Source organism: Cohnella ginsengisoli (genome assembly GCF_029525555.1).
Taxonomy (GTDB): Bacteria; Bacillota; Bacilli; order Paenibacillales; family Paenibacillaceae; genus Cohnella; species Cohnella ginsengisoli.
On the sequence record NZ_JAPDHZ010000004.1, the window covers coordinates 106132 to 125239 of the forward strand.

The 19108-nt window shown below is 62.1% G+C and carries 14 protein-coding genes, 5 pseudogenes and 1 other annotated feature; of the genes and pseudogenes, 18 read left to right on the forward strand and 1 reads right to left on the reverse strand.

Going from position 1 to position 19108, the window contains the following annotated elements:
• Window positions 1-103 precede the first annotated feature (103 nt).
• The 16 genes and pseudogenes from spoVAC (at window position 104) to OMP38_RS21570 (ending at window position 13084) form a co-directional block, all read left to right on the forward strand.
• Window positions 104-598 carry a stage V sporulation protein AC gene (gene spoVAC, locus OMP38_RS21495; RefSeq protein WP_090114875.1) on the forward strand — a complete coding sequence of 165 codons (495 nt, stop codon included), beginning with the start codon at window positions 104-106 and terminating at the stop codon, window positions 596-598.
• Window positions 598-1604: pseudogene (spoVAD, locus tag OMP38_RS21500) on the forward strand (stage V sporulation protein AD). Before spoVAC ends, spoVAD begins: the two are co-directional and overlap by 1 nt.
• Before the next feature lie 22 nt (window positions 1605-1626).
• Complete coding sequence (gene spoVAE, locus OMP38_RS21505; protein ID WP_090114878.1) at window positions 1627-1977, forward strand: stage V sporulation protein AE; 351 nt, start codon at window positions 1627-1629, stop codon at window positions 1975-1977.
• Between the two features lie 282 nt (window positions 1978-2259).
• Window positions 2260-3214, forward strand: a pseudogene (locus tag OMP38_RS21510) (AAA family ATPase).
• Between the two features lie 2 nt (window positions 3215-3216).
• On the forward strand, window positions 3217-4458 hold the full coding sequence (locus OMP38_RS21515; RefSeq protein WP_277566969.1) for a DUF58 domain-containing protein: 1242 nt from the start codon (window positions 3217-3219) through the stop codon (window positions 4456-4458).
• Window positions 4455-5024 carry a hypothetical protein gene (locus tag OMP38_RS21520; RefSeq protein ID WP_277566970.1) on the forward strand — a complete coding sequence of 190 codons (570 nt, stop codon included), beginning with the start codon at window positions 4455-4457 and terminating at the stop codon, window positions 5022-5024. Before OMP38_RS21515 ends, OMP38_RS21520 begins: the two co-directional genes overlap by 4 nt.
• The gene (locus tag OMP38_RS21525) at window positions 4976-6703 is read left to right on the forward strand and encodes a DUF4129 domain-containing transglutaminase family protein (RefSeq protein ID WP_277566971.1); all 1728 of its coding nucleotides are present in this window, start codon (window positions 4976-4978) and stop codon (window positions 6701-6703) included. The genes OMP38_RS21520 and OMP38_RS21525 overlap by 49 nt, the downstream gene beginning before the upstream one ends.
• Window positions 6704-6807: 104 nt before the next feature.
• The gene (locus OMP38_RS21530) at window positions 6808-7332 is read left to right on the forward strand and encodes a YqeG family HAD IIIA-type phosphatase (protein ID WP_277566972.1); all 525 of its coding nucleotides are present in this window, start codon (window positions 6808-6810) and stop codon (window positions 7330-7332) included.
• A 2-nt stretch (window positions 7333-7334) separates the two neighbouring features.
• Window positions 7335-8462, forward strand: a complete 1128-nt coding sequence (gene yqeH / locus OMP38_RS21535) for a ribosome biogenesis GTPase YqeH (protein WP_277566973.1) — start codon at window positions 7335-7337, stop codon at window positions 8460-8462.
• A 20-nt stretch (window positions 8463-8482) separates the two neighbouring features.
• Complete coding sequence (aroE, locus tag OMP38_RS21540) at window positions 8483-9337, forward strand: shikimate dehydrogenase (protein WP_277566974.1); 855 nt, start codon at window positions 8483-8485, stop codon at window positions 9335-9337.
• A 31-nt stretch (window positions 9338-9368) separates the two neighbouring features.
• Window positions 9369-9659, forward strand: coding sequence for a ribosome assembly RNA-binding protein YhbY (gene yhbY, locus OMP38_RS21545; RefSeq protein WP_090114891.1), 291 nt, complete (start codon window positions 9369-9371; stop codon window positions 9657-9659).
• A gap of 32 nt (window positions 9660-9691) precedes the next feature.
• On the forward strand, window positions 9692-10291 hold the full coding sequence (nadD, locus tag OMP38_RS21550; RefSeq protein WP_277567612.1) for a nicotinate-nucleotide adenylyltransferase: 600 nt from the start codon (window positions 9692-9694) through the stop codon (window positions 10289-10291).
• Window positions 10269-10856 (forward strand): bis(5'-nucleosyl)-tetraphosphatase (symmetrical) YqeK, encoded by a 588-nt coding sequence (gene yqeK, locus OMP38_RS21555; protein ID WP_277566975.1) that lies wholly within the window; start codon window positions 10269-10271, stop codon window positions 10854-10856. Before nadD ends, yqeK begins: the two co-directional genes overlap by 23 nt.
• A gap of 13 nt (window positions 10857-10869) precedes the next feature.
• A pseudogene (rsfS, locus tag OMP38_RS21560) lies at window positions 10870-11212 on the forward strand (ribosome silencing factor).
• Entirely contained in the window at window positions 11209-12189 is a 981-nt protein-coding gene (locus OMP38_RS21565) for a CvfB family protein (protein WP_277566976.1), read from the forward strand. Before rsfS ends, OMP38_RS21565 begins: the two are co-directional and overlap by 4 nt.
• 100 nt (window positions 12190-12289) lie before the next feature.
• A complete protein-coding gene (locus OMP38_RS21570) occupies window positions 12290-13084 on the forward strand; it encodes a class I SAM-dependent DNA methyltransferase (protein WP_277566977.1) in 795 nt (264 codons plus the stop codon).
• A gap of 238 nt (window positions 13085-13322) precedes the next feature.
• Here the strand turns inward: OMP38_RS21570 and OMP38_RS36125 are convergent.
• Window positions 13323-15540: pseudogene (locus OMP38_RS36125) on the reverse strand (MMPL family transporter).
• 128 nt (window positions 15541-15668) lie between these two features.
• Here OMP38_RS36125 and OMP38_RS21580 point away from each other — a divergent pair.
• Window positions 15669-16274, forward strand: coding sequence for a TetR/AcrR family transcriptional regulator (locus OMP38_RS21580; protein ID WP_277566978.1), 606 nt, complete (start codon window positions 15669-15671; stop codon window positions 16272-16274).
• 51 nt (window positions 16275-16325) lie between these two features.
• Window positions 16326-16570 (forward strand) — a binding site (T-box leader).
• Window positions 16571-16639: 69 nt separating this feature from the next.
• Window positions 16640-19079 (forward strand): annotated as a pseudogene (leuS, locus tag OMP38_RS21585) (leucine--tRNA ligase).
• The last annotated feature ends 29 nt before the right edge of the window (window positions 19080-19108 follow it).

The following is a 19108-nucleotide window of genomic DNA, read 5'->3' on the forward strand; positions in this document are numbered from 1 at the left end:
TCGTTTCGCAGCGAATCTCCCCATCTTTTCCCATCCATAACCTTCATCACCTCGGCAAATAATGATTGGGACTACAGTCCGAACCGGAAAGGGGATGGCAGCCATGGCGACCAAAGAGGCCGGAAGAGGTCCAGCTTCTTACAAGCCGTTGTCCATGTCGCCCAAGGAATACCAGCAATTCGCCAAAAGCCGGCAGCCTTCCCGGCCCGTTTTCGCCAATTGCGTCCGCGCTTTTTTGGTGGGCGGCTTCATTTGCTTCATCGGCGAAGGCGTGCAGCATTTTTTTATGGCCGCGTTCGACATGACGAGCCGCCAAGCGGGCAATCCGACCGTCGCGGTGATGATCCTGATCTCCGTCATCTTGACCTGCCTGGGCGTATACGACAAGATCGCGCAGTGGGCGGGCGCGGGGACGGCGGTTCCCGTCACCGGCTTCGCCAATTCGATGTGTTCGGCGGCGATCGAGCATCGCAGCGAGGGGCTCGTGCTCGGCGTCGGCGCCAACATGTTCAAGCTGGCGGGCTCCGTCATCGTATTCGGGACCGTCGCGGCCTTTTTCGTCGGGATCGTCTACTGGATCCTGGGGGTGAGTCACTGATGCTGCAGGGCAGGCGAACGTGGATCTTCGAAAAGCCCCCCGGTCATCGTCGGCACGGGTACCGTCGTCGGCCCTGACGAAGGCGAAGGGCCGCTGGCGAGCGATTTCGATCTCGTGCATCCCGATATGACGATCCAGCAGCCGAGCTGGGAGAAGGCGGAGCGGCTCATGCTCGAGCAAGCCTCCGATATCGCGCTTTCCAAGGCGGCGCTGTCGAAGGACAAGATTAACTTTTACGTGGGCGGCGACCTGATCAACCAGATCATCAGCAGCACGTTCGCCGCCCGCACGATGGGCGCGCCTTACTTGGGCGTGTTCGGCGCCTGCTCGACTTCGATGGAGTCGCTGGCGCTGGCCGCGCTGCTCGTGTCTACGGGAGCGGCCCGCTACGCGATAGCCGGTACGAGCAGCCACAACTGCACGGCGGAAAAGCAATTCCGCTACCCGACCGAATACGGCTCCCAGAAACCGCCGACCGCGCAATATACGGTGACCGGCGCGGGCGCTGCCGTCGTCGCGGCGGAGGGCGACGGGCCTCGAATCACCTCGGCCACGATCGGACGGATCATGGATCTCGGCCTCAAGGATCCGTTCGACATGGGCTCGGCGATGGCGCCGGCCGCCGTGGACACGATTCAGGCGCATCTGCAGGAGACCGGGCGCGACCCGGGCTACTACGACATGATCGTGACCGGCGACCTGGCGTCGGTCGGCCATCCGATCGCCGCCGACCTGCTCAAGCGGCACGGCGTGCCGATCGCGGAGACGCAGTTCAATGACTGCGGCCTGCTCGTCTTCGACCTCGCCAAGCAGGCCGTTCAAGCCGGCGGCAGCGGCTGCGCCTGCTCCGCGACCGTCGCGTACGGACATTTGCTCAAGCGGATCGCGAAGGGGGGAGCTGAAGCGGCTGCTCGTCGTGGCGACGGGCGCGCTGCTCTCGCCGCTGTCCTTTCAGCAGGGCGAGAGCATTCCCTGCATCGCGCATGCCGTATCCATCGAACGCTAATCGATCCAAAGGAGGACTTCCGATGCAATATTTGTGGGCATTTCTGGTCGGCGGGGCGATCTGCATCGTCGGCCAGCTGTTGTTCGACGTTGCCAAGCTGACGCCCGCGCATACGATGGCTACGCTTGTCGTAGCTGGCGCCGTGCTGGACGGCCTCGGCCTGTACGATCCGCTCGTCGACTTCGCGGGCGCCGGCGCGACCGTCCCGATCACCAGCTTCGGCAACGCGCTCGTCCACGGCGCGCTGAGCGAGCTGCAGGAGGTCGGGTGGATCGGGATCATCACCGGCATCTTCCAGATTACGAGCGCCGGCATTTCCGCGGCGATCATTTTCTCGTTTTTGGCGGCGCTGGCGGTCAAGCCGAAGGGATGAACGATGTTTAGGTAAATTTTAGGCGGCTGCGGTCGGAGAGACGAGGCGTTGAATTGCGCCTGCCCGCAAGTCGAAGCGATTCGCCTGCGGGCGCGGGTTGCCGCGCTCCGTATCGCTTTTTGGGACGCCATGCTTATTTCCAACTGCCGGTTCGCCTAGCGCGAATTGGCTTTTTTTTCTATGATTATTTGGAGTTTTGCAAAATTGTAGTCCCGAATCCCCATCAAGTATAATAGTAGAGTAGCGTCCGACTACCGCCAGATCCCATTAGGAGGGACCTCAATGGAACAACAGACCGCCATGCAACTGTTAGATTCGATCAGACGCAACATGGAATCTTGCATATACGGTAAAAAAAGACGAGATCGCCTGGCTGCTGACCGCGCTGGTCGCGGGAGGGCACGTGCTGATCGAGGACGTGCCGGGCACCGGCAAGACGCAGCTCGTCAAGGCGCTCGCCCGATCGATCGGCGGTTCGTTCCATCGGATCCAATGCAATCCCGATCTGCTGCCCACCGACATTACCGGCGTATCCATCTATCATCCGAAGCAGGAGCAGTTCGTATTCAGGCCTGGACCGGTCATGTCCAACCTGCTGCTCGCCGACGAGATCAACCGGGCGACGACCAAGACGCAGTCCGCGCTGCTCGAGGCGATGGAGGAGCGCCACGTGTCCGTCGACGGCGTCACTTACCCGCTGCCGCAGCCTTTTATTTTATTCGCCACGCAGAACCCGATCGAATTCGAAGGCACCTACAACTTACCGGAGGCGCAGCTTGACCGTTTTTTGATGAAGATCTCTCTTGGCTATCCGGACGAGGAATCGGAGAAAAGACTGGTGCTCGAGCCCGGCAGTTCGCGCGCGGCGGATCAACTCGAATCCGTCGCCATGGCGGAGGACGTCGTGAGCATTCAGCGGCTGGCGGCAGGCTGCCACCTGGACGGCGGCGTGGCCGACTATCTGGTGCAGCTGATCCGCGCGACGCGCAAGCATCCTTCGGTGCTGCTCGGCGCCAGCCCCCGCGCCTCGGTGGCGCTCGCGGCCTGCGCGAAGGCGTATGCCTTCCTTCAGCACCGCAGCTACGTCATTCCGGACGATATCAAGATATCCGCGCCGTTCGTCCTCGCGCACCGTCTCCACCTGCGTTCCGAAGCCCGCATGCAAGGCGCTACGGCCGGAGGCGTCCTGCAGGAAGTCCTGAAGCAGCTGCCGGTGCCGGTGGCGCTGGAGCGTTGAGCATGAAGCGCCTGCCTCAGGTCCGCTTCGGCTGGTTCTGCGGGATTTTGTACTTAATGGCCTTATCGTTCGTCGTTTTTCAAGGCGGCAAAACGTCGTTGATGCTGTTCGTCATCATGAACGGCCTCGGCCTTTATCTGCTGCTCGGACGGTGGAGCGGCATCGGCGGCATTCAGGGCAAGCGCGCGCTCGGCGCGGGTTCCGGCCAAGACGGCCTGTTCGCGGCCGGGTCTCGGCTCAAGGTTCGCCTGCAGATGCATGTTCCCGGCTTTTGGCCGCTGCCTTACGTCATCGTGCGCGAGCGGCTGGTCCGCTTAAGCGGCTCGGATCTCCAGGAGTACGAGCTGTCCTTCGTGCCCGACTACAAGCGGCGCGGCCAGGTCGAATACGAATCCGCCCCGCTCCGGAGAGGACGCTACAAGTTTTTGGAGACCAAATGCTCGACCCGGGACATTTTCGGGCTGTTCGAGCATCAAGGCGCATTCCGGGAGGAGCTGCAGATCAAGGTGCTCCCCCGCGCGGTCGAGCTGCAGGAGTGGCGTCATCTGAGGAAGGCGCGCACCGGCCAGATCGAACAGCGCGCCAGCTCCCTCTGGGCGAGGGAGACGACGCAGATCGACGGCGTCAGAGACTACATCCACGGCGACCGGATGTCTCGCATCCACTGGAACGCTACCGCCCGCACGGGGCAGTGGAAATCCAAGGAATACGAGCGCGAGGCGCTGCCCCGATTCGTCATCGTGCTGGACCGGCGGGCGGGCGCGTACCGCAGCGCCGACGCGTTCGAGCTAGCCGTATCGACGGCGACCTCGCTGCTGAATCTCGCGCTGCGAAGGGGAATGCCGGTCGGCTTCGTGTCAGCCGGCAAGGACATCGCATGGTTCGGCGCCGGCAAGACGCCGGTGAACCGGGAGCTGCTGATGGAGCATCTCGTCGACGTCGAGGCCGACGGAGAGGACGCGCTTGACCGCGTGCTCCGCAAGACGGCGGAGAAGTTCGAAGCAGGGGCGAGCTACGTACTCGTCAGTCCGTCGATGGAGGACGAGACGCTTTTCGCGCTCGAGGGACTGTCGGCGCGACGGACCGGCCCGAGCCATATCCATATCGCGGAGCGGACGCAGCCGCCCGAGCCGCCCGAACGTCTGCAGCAGTGGGCGCGGACTTTCCGCGGCCGGCAATGGGAGCTTTGCTCGATTACGCGCCTGGAAGATCTTCCGAAGGCATTGGAGGCGGGCACCGCTTGAATACGATGATCGCAAGCGCAGGAAGGCGGGTAGAGAGCGGCTACTTCCGGAGGCTCGTGCTGGAGCGGCTCCACCGGCTTTTCGTAATCGTGATCGTGCTTCAGCTGATTCAAGTTTTTAAAAATTACTGGTGGCCGGAAACGTACGCTGTCGTCTACGCTTCCGTAGCGGCGGCGGCGGCGATCGAACTTCTGGTCAGCCGCGCGTTCGCGCTCAGGATCGTTTTGCAGTTAGCCGCGGTGCTTGCAGCGGTGCTGATTTTCACGCCCTACGTCTGGACCGGCTGGCCGGAAGCTTTGAAGGGGTGGGAGGCGCTCCGCGCGTTCGCGATCGTGAACGGCAAGCCGTTTCATCCGTTTTTCGAGATCGCGGCCGGCGTCGTGCTGATCATTCATTATATGGCGTACTTGGGCACGAATAAGATCAGGGCCATCGGCTTTATTTTGATGTCGATCGCCACGCTGGCCATCATCGATTCCTTTTTCCGCTCGAGCTGTGGACGAATATCGCCTGGGCCGTGGTGGCCGGACTCGGATGGCTCGTCGTCCTTCATCTCAGGCAGCTGAGAGAAAGACACTTTGATAGCTGGAGCGCGCTCGCCGAGCGCCCGTTCGAGCTCGCCGTGCCTGCCATCATCGTCATCGGGCTGCTCATGCTCGCCGGCATCGCGGTGCCGCGCGCCCCCGTGCTGCTGGAGGATCCGTACACCCTATGGCTCCAGGCACAGAACAAGGAGGTGCCGGCCTTTTCCGGAGAGGGCGGCTATATCGGCGGCGGAGACAGCAGCGGGAAGGGTTCCGGTCCTTCTTCCAAGTCGGGTTACGGACGAAGCGACGCCAAGATCGGCGGCGGCTTCGAATTCGACTACTCGCCGGTCATGACGGTGGACACGAGCCAAAAAGCCTACTGGCGTGGCGAGACGAAGGCCGTTTACACCGGACAGGGATGGACCGACCGCAAGGGGATGGAAACGACGTCCGCGGCTCCCGGAGAAGCCGAATTGCCAGCGGACAAACCGACGCTCGAGGGCATCGAGACGAAGCAGGTTACGCAGACGTTCCACATTTTGCGCAAAGACAGGCTTCCCGTTCTGTTCGGCGCCGGCGCGATCGGCAGCCTGCCGGAGTGGCAGGGCGTGAGCGGCAACGCCAGGCTGACCTGGAACAAGGAAGAGCAGGAGCTCAAATTCCAGCGCTCCGTGACGGTGGAATCCTATACGGTCGTATCCGACATGATCGTCATCGACGAAGACAAATTGCGGACGACCCGGGCGAAGGAGGCCGAGGCGCCGATCGACTTGGCCCCTGACGAGCAGCTGCCGGAGGTTCCGAGCCGGGTTTCGGAGCTGGCCGCCTCGATTACGGCGGATACAGCCAACGATTACGACGCCGCGAAGGCGCTGGAGAGCTATCTTAGAAATAATTATCCGTACACGAACACGCCGGACGTAAGCCTTCAGAAAAGCAAAGATATCGCGGACGCCTTCCTGTTCGAGATCAAGGAAGGGTACTGCGATTACTACTCAACCGCTTTCGTCGTGCTCGCTCGCTCCTTAGGTTTGCCGACGCGGTGGGTCAAGGGCTATGCCACCGGCTCTAACCGGCTGGACGAAGAAGGGTTCCGCAGCGGGCTCGGGTACGTCCCGGATCCGAACGGCGCCGGTACGTACACCGTCCGCAACGCGGATGCCCACTCCTGGGCCGAAGTATACTTCGAAGGCGTAGGCTGGGTTCCGTTCGAACCGACCTCGGGCTTTACCGTTCCGCAGCCGATTGCTCAACCCACGCCGGTCGCCACGCCGGATCTGCCGGTCGACGCCGACGGTTCGGCGGCCCAAGAGGCGGAGACGGCGGCGCCAAGCGGCGGCTGGGCAGGCACGGCATGGACGATCGGGGGCGTCTCGCTGCTCGTCGTCGCCGTCGGCGCGCTGCTGGTCCGCCGGCGCGACTGGACGGCGACGGTATGGCGACGCGTCCGTTACCGCGGCGCGACGCCGAACCAGCGGATCGTGCGCGAGATGGAGCGCCTGATCGCGTTTCTCGGCAGACGCGGGCTGAAGCGCAGCCAGCACGATACGCTGCGCGAGTCGTTTACCGCCTGGAGCGGACGGTTCTCCTCGCTTCGGCCCGAATTCGAAGGCGTGCTCCGCCAGTTCGAGTCTGCCCGCTATGGCGGCCAAGCCGGGGGCGAAGCCGACGTGGAGCAATTCAACCTCATGGCCGACAAGATCCGCAAGTCACTTTAAGGTTTTGCCTTTAAGGGAGCGCCGTGCTGCGGCGCTCCCTTTTGCAAGGCCGGGGCGGGTGTGGTATATTTTGAACAATCCGATAATGACTGGAGCATTGCTGCATGTTTGAACGATTGCTGCCCCATCAACTCGTGGGCACCGTCTTCGATATAGATTTGGCGTCGCTGTCTAGCATGGGCGTACGCGGCATTATTACCGATTTGGACAATACGCTCGTCAGCGCGCGAACCGCGCTTGCGACGCCCGAACTGATCGCTTGGCTGGACAAGGTCAAGTCGCTCGGGTTCAAGGTCGTCATTTTATCGAACAACAACCTGATGCGCGTGGCGAAGTTCGCCGAACCGCTCGGCATTCCGTTTATCCCGGCGGCGCGCAAGCCGTTCAACAAGGCGTTCAAGCAGGCGCTTAGCCTGCTGGAGCTGAAGGCCGAACAAGCCGTCGTCGTCGGCGACCAGATGATGACCGACGTGCTCGGCGGACGCCGGATGGGCCTGCATACGATTCTCGTGACGCCGATCGCGAGAACGGAGGAAGGCTGGGGCACGAGAATGAACCGGCGCATCGAGAAGATCGCGCTGTCAAGGCTGACCAAGCAGGGCTTGTGGCCGGATAAGGGGGACAAGTAGCATTGCCGACACTTGAAGATAATTGGAGTACGAAAAAATGCGCGGGCTGCGGCGTAGCGCTGCAGGTTCAGGACGCATCGAGGCCGGGCTTCGTGCCCGAAGCCGCCCGCGAGCGCGAGCCGATCATCTGCCAGCGCTGCTTCCGAATCAAACATTACAACGATGCCTCGTCGGTCGCCGTCGATCAGGACGATTTTTTGCGTTTGCTCGGCGGCATCGGCTCTACGAACAGTCTCGTCGTGCACATCGTCGACCTGTTCGACTTCGAAGGCTCGACGATCTCGGGCTTGCAGCGGTTCGTGGGCAACAACCCGGTGCTGCTCGTCGTGAACAAGATCGACTTGCTGCCCAAGGTGACCAACTGGAACCGCCTGCGCAATTGGGTGCAAAAGCAAGCCAAGGCAGGCGGCCTTCGCATCGTCGACGTCGTCCTGTGCAGCGCGCGGCGCAACATCGGCTTCGACCGGGTCGTCGAGGCGATCGGACAGCTGCGGGGCGACCGCGACGTCTATGTCGTAGGCGCGACCAATGTCGGCAAGAGCACGCTCGTCAACCGGCTCATCGCCGATTACAGCGATCTGCGCAGGGAACTGACGGTGTCGCGTTATCCCGGCACGACGCTGGACGCGATCAGCATTCCGCTGGACGACGGCCGCAGCATCATCGACATGCCGGGCATCGTGTACAAGTCGCGCTTGTCTGAGATCGTTCCTCGCGAGACGCTGCATGCGCTGCTGCCGGACAAGCCGCTGAAGCCTTTGACCTATCAATTCTATGAAAAGCAGACGCTGTTCTTCGGCGGACTGGCCCGCTTCGACTTCACGGCTGGCGAGCGTCAGTCGTTCACCGCGTACCTGTCGTCCGGCATTCCCGTTCACCGTACCAAGCAGGAGCGGGCGGACGAGCTGTACGACAACCATCGCGGCGAGATGCTGTCTCCGCCTTCCCGCGAAGAACTCGCGGACATGCCGCCGCTCGTACGGCACAATTTGCGCATTCCGCCAGGCGGACCGAAGGACATATTCATATCGGGGCTTGGCTGGATCAAGGCGAACGGCTCGACCGGCGCCGTCGTGGACGTATACGCGCCCAAGGGCATCAAGGTTCTGCTCAGGGATTGCATTTTGTGAGTCGGGAGGAAGACGCTGGCATGGATAGTCATACGATACTATACGGCGTCATCGGAGATCCGATCCGCCATTCCAGATCGCCCGTCATGCTGGGCAGGGCGTTCCAAGAGAGTGGCGTGAACGGCGCCTACGGCGCCTTCCACGTGACGCCCGAGCGTCTAGGGGACGCGATCCGGGGCATTCGCGCGCTCGGCTTCCGCGGCCTGAACGTGACGATCCCGCACAAGATCGAAGTGATGGCCTACCTGGACGAGATCGACGAGAGCGCAAAGGCGATCGGCGCGGTCAACACGATCGTCAACGATGGCGGCAGGCTCACCGGCTTCAACACGGATGGGATCGGCTACGTACGTTCGCTCAAGGAAGAAGCGGAGCCGGACCTGTCCGGCAAGCGGATCGTCGTGCTCGGCGCAGGCGGCGCGGCGCGAGGCATCGTCTGGGCGTTGCTGCGAGAATCGCCCGCCGAGGTGCTCATCGCGAACCGGACGGATGCGCGGGCAGACGAGCTGGCAACGGCGTTCGAATCCGGCGGCCGTTTGAAGTCCGTGCCCTGGCATTTGCTGACGGAGGCGTGCGGAGCGGCGGACATCGTTATCAATACGACGTCCGTCGGGATGTCCCCTCAGACGGAAGCGGTTCCCGCCGATCCGTCCTGGCTCCGTCCGGGCGCGGTCGCGAGCGATCTCATTTACAATCCGCTGACGACGGCTTTTTTGCATGGCGCGGAGCGGCGGGGCTGCCGCATTCACGGCGGTCTCGGCATGTTCGTTTATCAAGGCGCCTATGCGTTCGAATACTGGACGGGGCGGCCGGCTCCCGCGGCGGCGATGCGCGAAGCGGTGCTGGCTTCCTTTTCCGAAACGGCGAAGGTTTGAACATTTATCTATCAGAGAGCAGGGAATACGCATGCTGACCGGCAAACAAAAACGATTTTTGCGTTCCGAAGCCCATCACCTGACCCCGATCTTCCAGGTCGGCAAAGGCGGCACGAACGACCATCTGATCCGCCATATCGAAGAAGCGCTCGAAGTGCGCGAGTTGATCAAGGTGTCGATCCTGAACAACAACGACGACGACCGCTACGAAGTCGCCAAGGAGCTGTCCGAGCGATCGGGCGCCGAGCTCGTGCAGGTCATCGGCAAGACGATCGTGCTGTACAAGGAATCCCGCGACAACAAGCAGATCCAGCTTCCTTAAAGGAGGTACGCGCATTGAGACGCATCGGGCTGATGGGCGGCACGTTCGACCCCGTGCATATCGGCCATTTACTGGCGGCCGAAGCGGCGCGGGAGGCGGCGGACTTGTCCGAGGTGTGGTTCGTCCCGACCTCCGTGCCGGTCCATAAGCCGCAGCCCGGCGCTTCCGGCGCGCAGCGTCGGTCGCTCGTCGAGGCCGCGATCGCGGATCATCCTTCGTTCCGGGTGGAGGCCGCCGAGCTCGACCGGCAGGGCGCCTCTTATACGATCGACACCGTGCTCGAGCTGCGGGAGCGATATCCCGACGTTTCGTTCTACTGGATCGTCGGCTCGGACATGCGGGACGATCTGCCGCACTGGCGGCGGATCGAGGAGCTCGCTCGCCTCGTCGTTTTCATCGCGCTGAAGCGTCCGGGATCGGGCGGCGATGCGGGCCGTGCAAACGACGAGCCCGAGCTGCCCGCATACTTGCGGGACCGGATCGTGCGCGGGGAGATGCCGGGCATCGGCATCTCGTCCACCGATATCCGCCGGCGATGCGCCGAAGGCCGCACGATCCGGTACATGGTACCCGAGCGGGTAAGGACGGAGATCGAAAGGATGGGATTGTATGGATCGCGAACTGTTGATTGAAGCCGTCAAGCGCCAAATGCCCGAAAAGCGGTACCGGCACGTCGCCGGCGTCGTCGACACGGCGTTCGTGCTGGCGCAGCGGTTCGGCGGCGATCCGGACAAAGCCTGGCTCGCCGCGCTGCTTCACGATTATGCCAAGGCATGGCCGACGGACCGCATGGAGCGTATCATCCGCGAGCAAGGCCTGCCGCCAGAGCTGCTGTCATACGACAAAGAGTTATGGCATGCGCATGTAGGAGCCTGGGCGGTCCGCGAGGAACTGGGCATCGAGGATGAAGAAGTGCTGGATGCCGTACGATATCATACGTCGGGCCGAGAGCGCATGACTTTGCTGGACCGCATCGTTTGCCTCGCGGATTATATGGAGCCCAGCCGGGCGTTTCCCGGCGTGGAGCGCATCCGCGTACTGGCGGAGACGAACTTGAACGAAGCGTTGGTCGCGGGCTTCGACTCGACGATCATTCATTTATTGGAAAAGGGCAAAACGATTTTCCCGCTGACGGTATTGGCGCGCAACGATCTGGTCAGAGAAATTCGCGCGGCGGGCATAACGATCGAATCTTGAGGGAGGCTGAACGATGGCAAAATCGGAACAGTTAATGAGGCAGGTCGTGGACGCGGCCGACGATAAAAAAAGCGAACGACATCGTGGCGCTTAATTTGCAGCATATCTCGCTGGTAGCGGATTACTTCGTCATCTGCCACGGCAATTCGGATACGCAGGTCCAATCGATCTCGACCGAGATCAAGAAACGCGCGGAGGAATCGGGCGCCCGCGTGCGGATCGAAGGCATGGATACGGCGAGATGGGTGCTCATCGACATGGGCGACGTCGTCGCGCACGTCTTCCATCGGGACGAGCGCGAATACTACTCGCTCGAGCGCTTGTGGTCCGACGCGAAGGCGGTTGAATTCGCATGACGTTGATCGCCGGCACGACGGCCAGTCTGTTAGTGCGGCGCGAGGTCCCGCCTTACGGCTGGTTTCTGGCCGAAGACGAGGCGGAGGGTACGCCCGAACTGCTGCTTCCTTACGGCGAAGCGGCGGGCAACCGTCCGTCGGTCGGCGATTCGGCGGACGTCTTCATTTTCCATGACGACAAAGGCCGCCTGACGGCGACGACCCGCCGGCCGCTGCTGCAGCTCGGACAGATGGGACGGCTCGAAATGGCGGACTTCCATCCGCGGTTCGGCTGCTTCCTCGAGCTCGGCATCGGACGTCAGCTGCTGCTGCCGATCAAGGAGCTGCCGGACAACCGCGACCGCTGGCCGCAGCCGGGCGACGAGCTTCACGTCATTATGAAGCACGACAAGGAAGGGCGCATGCTGGCCCGGCTCGCCAAGATCGAGGATTACGAGCGCGTCGTGTTCCGCGCGCCGTCTTCCTGGCACCACGAGCAGCGCGAATGCTGGGTGACCGATATATACAAGGACGGCGTGTTCATGCTGGCGCATGGCGGGGTGCTCGGTTACGGGGCGCTCGGCTATTTGCCGAACGCGTCCATGATCCATCCGCTGCGGCTCGGCGAGAAGACGGTCGCGCGCGTGACGCAGGTGAGGGACGACGGCAGAGTCACGTTGTCCATGCGGCCGGCCAAGGAGGTCGGACGCCTGGAGGACTCGGACCGCATTTTGGCCTTTTTGCAGGCAAGGCCGGGCGGCGCGATGCCGTATTCGGATTCGACGCCTGCGGACGTTATCCAGAAGCGGTTCGGGCTCAGCAAATCCGCTTTCAAGCGCGCGCTCGGCAAGCTGATGAAGGACAGGCTCGTCGTGCAGGACGGCAATTGGACCCGGCTTGCGGCTTCCGAGGGGGCCGCGCGGGAAGCGGTAGCTTCGTCCGATGCCAGTACCGATACGGACGCAGGAGCCGGCGGCGATCCGGCGGGTCGGGACTGACCTTGCCTGCGGCGCCGCTATGGCGCCCGCGCAAACGACAAAAGACCGGCCCCGGGGTCATGGTTGAGCGGCAGGCGGGGCCGACGACGAGGAGACATCCATGCGCAGCTATCGTGAATTCGCCTCGGTCTACGACCGATTGATGGAGGACATGCCGTACCCGGAATGGCTTAGTTTTGCCAGAGGGTGCTGGGAAAAGTACGGCATGCCCAAGACGGTCGTCGATTTGGGCTGCGGGACGGGCAATATCGCCATCCCGCTTGCCAAATCCGGCTTTCGCATATTCGGCATCGACCTGTCGGCGGACATGCTGTCGGTCGCCCGCGCCAAATGGGAGTCGGTTCCTCAGCGCGGCATCGGACGCGTCTCCGGCGGCGAGGAAGGCGGCATTCGCTGGCTGCAGCAGGATATGCGCGACTGGGAGATTCCCGAGCCCGTAGACTGCGTGCTGTCGTTCTGCGATAGCTTGAACTACTTGACGGAGCCCGAGGACGTCATCTCCTCGTTCAAGCATTCGTATGCCGGCCTCAGACCCGGAGGTTTGTTCGTGTTCGATGTGCATGCGCCGTCGCAGCTCGCCCGTTATGGCGAAGAGCAGCCGTTTGTGCTCGACGACAAAGATATCGCCTATCTGTGGACATGCGATTACGATCCCGACCGCAGGGAAGTGGAGCATGAGCTCACCTTCTTCGTGCGTGAGGAGGGCGGCTCCGGCGCAGGCTTGTACCGGCGATTCGAAGAGGGGCACGTTCAGCGCGCCTATGAGCCGGACTGGCTCGCAAGGCAATTGACGGAGGCAGGGTTCGAGCTTCTCCACCGGTGCGCCGATTTTTCCTGGAACGCGCCGACGGCGTCCAGCGAGCGACTGTTTTTTGTCGCGCGGCGGCCGGCTTAAGTTTTTACTTGAGAGACCGTCAGGCGAAGGCTGCCTGGCGGTCTTTACTTTTCAGGCACGAGAAAATGCCATCCTCTGCAGTAGGGAGACGAGAACCATAAGGCAGGGGCCCGGAAGCCATCGCCTGCTAAATGAGGCGATTCCGCCTCCAGGCAACGCCCCGAAGTTTAGAAACAGAAAGCGCGATCCCAAGGCGTCAATCGACTCCCGGGACCGCGCTTTTCGTTTCAACTGAATTTTAACCGCGCAACTTCGCCTTCTTCGCCAGATGCTCGCGTCCCGGCCAGAAGGACCGGTCGCCCAGCAGCGACGTGATGGCCGGCACCAGAAACGGCCTCACGAGGAACGTATCCAGCAGCACGCCGATCGCGGTAATGACGCCAAACTGTACGAGCACTTGGATCGGCAGCGTCGCGAGCACCGCGAACGTGCCGGCCAGGATGAGGCCCGCGGAGGCGATGACGCCGCCCGTTTCGCCGACGCCCTCGCGGATCGCGTCCCGCAGCGGCATTTCCTTGCGTTTGCGCCAGATGCTGGAGATCATGAAGATGTTGTAGTCCTCCCCAAGCGCCACCAGGAACACGAACGCATACAACGGGATCGAACCTTGGATCGCGTCGGCGCCGAGTACGTAATGGATAACAAGCCAGCCGAGTCCGAGCGCTGAAAAATACGAGAGAATGACGGTGCCGACCAAATAGGCGGTCGCGACGACGGAGCGCAAATAAAGGAGCAGCAGCAGCGCGATCAGTCCGATGACGACCGGCAGGATCAGCCGCGTATCCCGCTCTCCGGTTTCTTTCGTGTCATACTGGTCGGCGGTTTGCCCCGAGATCCATACGTGGTCGGCGGCTTTCGCGTCGCCGGCCTGGGCGAGCGCCGCGTTCGCGGTCTCGCGCAGATCGGGGATTTTGTCCAGCGCCTCCAGCGAATAAGGATTAAGGGCAAGCTCAACGTCGTAAGCGACAATTTGTTGATTTTGCTGTCCTTTCATGGGTTCGGATACGCGGCTGACGTAAGGCAGGTTGGCCAGCTTTTCCGCTAATCCGGTCTCTTTGCCGCCCGTGTCGACGATGACTTTGACGGGCGCGAGCTCGCCTTCGGAAAATTGGGAGCCGATCAGCGCGTAACCTTCTCTCGACTCCATCGTGGAAGGGAACGACGATAAGATATCGTACGTGAATTTAATTTGGCTCGATACGCCGGCCAGCAAGGCGAGGCAAACGACCGATACGAGCGCGATCAAACCCGGACGCTTCACGACGAGCGTGCCCGTGCGGTAGCGGGGGAGGCGCTTCAGGCGCAGGCTTTGGCTTGCCGCGCTTCGCGGCGCGTTCCTCGCGCATTTGCTGCGTGCGCGGAACGAACGGCCAGAAGGAGGCGCGTCCGATGACGGCGAGCAGCGCGGGCACGAGCGTCAGGCTGGCGATGCTCATGATGAAAATCGCGATGCTGAACGGCGCCGCGAACCTGCGGAACGCGCCGTATTCGGCGAGCAATAGCGTGAGGAGGGCGATCACGACGGTGATGCCGCTCATCGCGACGGCGCCCGAGGCGTCCGTCAGCGCGGCACGAAGCGCCTTTCCTTTATCGGGCTCGTGCTTCAGCAGCTGGCGGAACCGCGAGATCAGGAACAGGCAATAGTCGGTTCCGGCGCCGAACAGGAGCACCGTCATGATCGATATGCCTTGCGAATCGACGACGATCCAGCCTTCGCGGGCCATCCAGCCGAGGAGCGGACTGATGACGCCGTAGGCGAAGCCGACGCCGATGAGCGGGATGAAGGCAAGGATGGGCGACCGGTAAATAAGCAGCAGCAAAACGAGTACGAGCAAAACGGTGCCCATGAGCAGCGCGAAGTCGGCGTTCTCGAAAAGTCCCGTCGCATCGATCTGAATGCCAACCGGGCCGGTGACGCGGGCGCTTAGCGCGCCTGCTTTGTCCGGATCCGCTTCGAAGGGATCGCCTCCGGTAAGGGCTGAGGCTTGCCGCTTCAGCTCCGCCACGCCTTCTTTCAACTGATCGGTATCCGCGTTTTTGTCGAAAAATACAGGGGTTACGAGCGTGCTGCCATCGTTGGACAGCTCTGATTTAAGCGCCTCCGCGGGCATTTGGTGCAGCGGGGGAACCGAGGTCTGATACGGGACCGGCGCGCTCGTCCATTGTCCAGCGAGCTTGCGGACGATATCCAAATCGCCGTCTTCCAGTCCGCCTTCCCTGTGCCAAACGATTAACGCCGGCACGTCCGCGCCGCTGGCGAACTCCCGCTCCGCGACGGCCGCAGCCTGCACGGACGGTTTGCCGTTGGACAGATTGGGCGCATTGTTCGTCTCGTGCTTGCCGACCTGCGGCAGCAGCACGCTCAACAGGGCGGCGGCGACGATCCAAATCGCAAGTGTCACCCAGCGGCCGACAGGGCCCGTTATTCCTTTGCCATGAACGCGAACTTCCTTCACGTCTTCTCCCCCTTGGGTTTCGGTTGCGTTATAATGTGCTATAATGAGCGCATTGATAATTATATATACCGGAAGGTTAATATTGCAACTCTTTCGACTGCAATCTTTTCGAAGGGAAGGCGCAACAAGTGAAACAACAACAAACGAGACGGGCCCCCGGTCGACCTAAGGGCAATACGGACAGCCGCGATTTGCTGCTGAGCACCGCATCCGCTCTCTTTATGGAGTTTGGCTACGAGCCGGTGTCACTGAATCAGATTGCCGAGCGGGCCGGCGTCACCAAGGCTTCGATCTACTATTACTTTAGCGGCAAGTCGGAGCTGTTCGCCGCATCGGTGACCGAGATGATGGGACGTATCCGCGGATTCACGCGCCAGATTCTTGAGCAGGAGGGCACGCTTCGAGAACGGCTGATCAGGGTGGCGACGGTCAAGATGGCGAATACGCACGTCGAGTTCGAATCGATGATGCGCGAGGCGATCGCCTCGCTCAGCGAGGAGCAGCGACGCGGCATCCGCGAAGCGGAGCACCGCATTCACGAAGTGCTGGCTGCATGCTTCGCCGACGCCGCCGCACGCGGGGAGATGCGGGGCGGAGAGGATCCGCTGCTTCTGGCGCATGCCTTTTCGTCGTTGCTGATGGTCGCGGGTCGGGACACCGACGGCGAGCGAAGGGAGGACCTGCCCGTACGGATCGTCGATCTTTTCTGGCAGGGGGCCGGACCGCGAGCTTGACATTGGACGAGAGCTTGACATCGATCGACGACAGCCGCTATAATCGAGAAAATAAAGGCTAAGAAGAGGAAAAGTAATCGCTAATCGTCACTCAGAGAACCGGCGGAAGGTGCAAGCCGGCTGACGTCAGCGACGAACTCGCCTTGGAGCCCCGCGTTTAATCCATGCCAGGCTGCATGCCTTGGCGGGCAACCGCGGCGAGTCCCTCCGCGTTAAGGGGGAAGAGTGGACGGCATGCCCAGGCAGGGCTGGCGTCAACTAGGGTGGTACCGCGAGCTTAACCTCTCGTCCCTAGCGTAATTTCGCTAGGGGCGGGAGGTTTTTTGGCTTTTAACGCGCAGACAGACGGAAGGGGCAGCATAACCATGGTACAGGACAACAATCAACCCGGCTATAAGCCGCAGACTTTGGAGCCCAAGTGGCAGCGCTATTGGGACGCAAATAAGACGTTCCGCACGACGGAGGATCCGGGCAAGGAGAAGTTTTACGCGCTCGACATGTTCCCGTACCCTTCGGGTGCCGGCTTGCACGTCGGACATCCCGAAGGATATACGGCGACCGACATCGTCAGCCGCTACAAGCGCATGCGCGGGTACAACGTGCTCCATCCGATGGGTTGGGACGCATTCGGCTTGCCGGCGGAGCAGTACGCGCTTCAGACGGGTCGCCATCCGCGCGAGATCACGGTGGAGAATATCGACAACTTCCGCCGTCAGATCAAATCGCTCGGCTTTTCCTACGATTGGGACCGCGAGTTCAGCACGACGGATCCGGACTATTACAAGTGGACGCAGTGGATCTTTATCCAGCTCTATAAAAAAGGGACTCGCTTACGTTGCCGAGGTGCCGGTCAACTGGTGTCCGGCGCTCGGTACGGTGCTCGCGAACGAAGAAGTCATCAACGGGCTAAGCGAACGCGGCAATCATCCCGTCATCCGCAAGCCGATGCGCCAGTGGATGCTGAAGATTACCGAATACGCCGAGCGGCTCCTCGAAGATCTTGAAGAGCTCGACTGGTCGGAGAGCATCAAGGACATGCAGCGCAACTGGATCGGCAAGTCGACGGGAGCCGAGGTGACCTTTGCCATCGAAGGCCATGCCGACGCTTCTCTCACGGTATTCACGACGCGTCCGGACACGCTCTTCGGCGCGACGTATTGCGTGCTGGCGCCCGAGCACGAGCTCGTGTCCGCGATCGCTTCCGCCGAACAGAAGGCGGATGTCGAAGCCTACGTCGATCAGGCTGCGCGCAAGAGCGACCTCGAGCGGACCGACCTGGCGAAGGACAAGACGGGCGTCTTCACCGGCGCGTACGCCGTCAACCCGGTGAACGGCGAGCTCGTGCCGATCTGGATCGCGGATTACGTGCTCGGCGGCTACGGTACGGGCGCCATCATGGCCGTGCCGGGACATGACGAGCGGGACTGGGCATTCGCGAAAAAGTTCGGTCTGCCGATCGTCGAGGTCGTCAGCGGCGGCAACGTCGAAGAGGCGGCGCATACGGGCGAAGGGGAGCATGTCAATTCGGGCTTCCTGAACGGCCTGTCCACGCCTGACGCGATCGCGAAGAGCATCGCCTGGCTGGAGGAGCAGGGCAAAGGTCGCGGCAAGGTCACCTACCGGCTGCGCGATTGGCTGTTCAGCCGCCAGCGCTATTGGGGCGAGCCGATCCCCGTCCTGCACTTCGAGGACGGCAGCATGGAGACGGTGCCTGAGGACGAACTTCCGCTCCTGCTGCCGGAGGTCGACGCGATCACGCCTTCGGGCACCGGCGAATCGCCGCTCGCCACCGTCGAGGACTGGGTGAACGTGACGCTGCCGGACGGCCGCAAGGCGCGCCGGGAGACGAATACGATGCCGCAGTGGGCGGGCAGCTGCTGGTACTACTTGCGGTTCATCGACCCGAAAAACGCGGACGCGATCTGCGACCCGGCCAAGCAGCGGGAATGGCTGCCGGTCGATCTCTACATCGGCGGCGCCGAACATGCCGTGCTTCACTTGCTGTATGCGCGTTTCTGGCATAAGGTGCTGTACGACCTCGGCGTCGTGGCGACGAAGGAGCCGTTCCACAAGCTCGTCAATCAAGGCATGATCCTCGGCACGAACAATGAAAAGATGTCTAAGTCGCGGGGCAACGTCATCAATCCCGACGACATCGTCGGCGAGTTCGGCGCGGATACGCTGCGCGTATACGAAATGTTCATGGGGCCGCTCGAAGCGACGAAGCCGTGGAATACGAACGGGGTCGAAGGCATGTACCGCTTCCTCGGCCGCGTATGGCGCCTGTTCGTCGGCGAGAACGGCGAGCTGAGCGACAAGATCAAGGACACGGCGGGCGAAGAAACGTTCCGCAGAACCTGGCATCGCTCGGTCAAGAAAATTACCGAGGACTACGAGGGACTGCGCTTTAACACGGCGATCAGCCAGCTGATGATTTTCGTCAACGAGGCATACAAGGTCGAGGCGCTGCCGAAGCAGGCGATGGAGCACTTCGTTCAGATGCTGTCGCCGATCGCGCCGCATATCGCCGAGGAGCTTTGGGAGAAGCTCGGCCATGCGGAGAGCGTGACCTATGCGGCTTGGCCGTCCTACGACGCCGCGCTGACGGTCGACGCCGAAGTCGAGATCGCCGTGCAGGTCAACGGCAAGATCGTGGACCGCGTCTTTGTCGCGGCCGATCTCGAGGGAGAGGCGCTGCAGGAAGCTGCGCTCGCGCTGGATAAAGTCAAGGCCGTCACGGATGGCAAGACGGTGCGCAAGATTATCGCGGTCAAGGGCAAGCTCGTCAACATCGTAGCGAACTGACACCTCAAGGGCGGCCTGTCTGGAACATC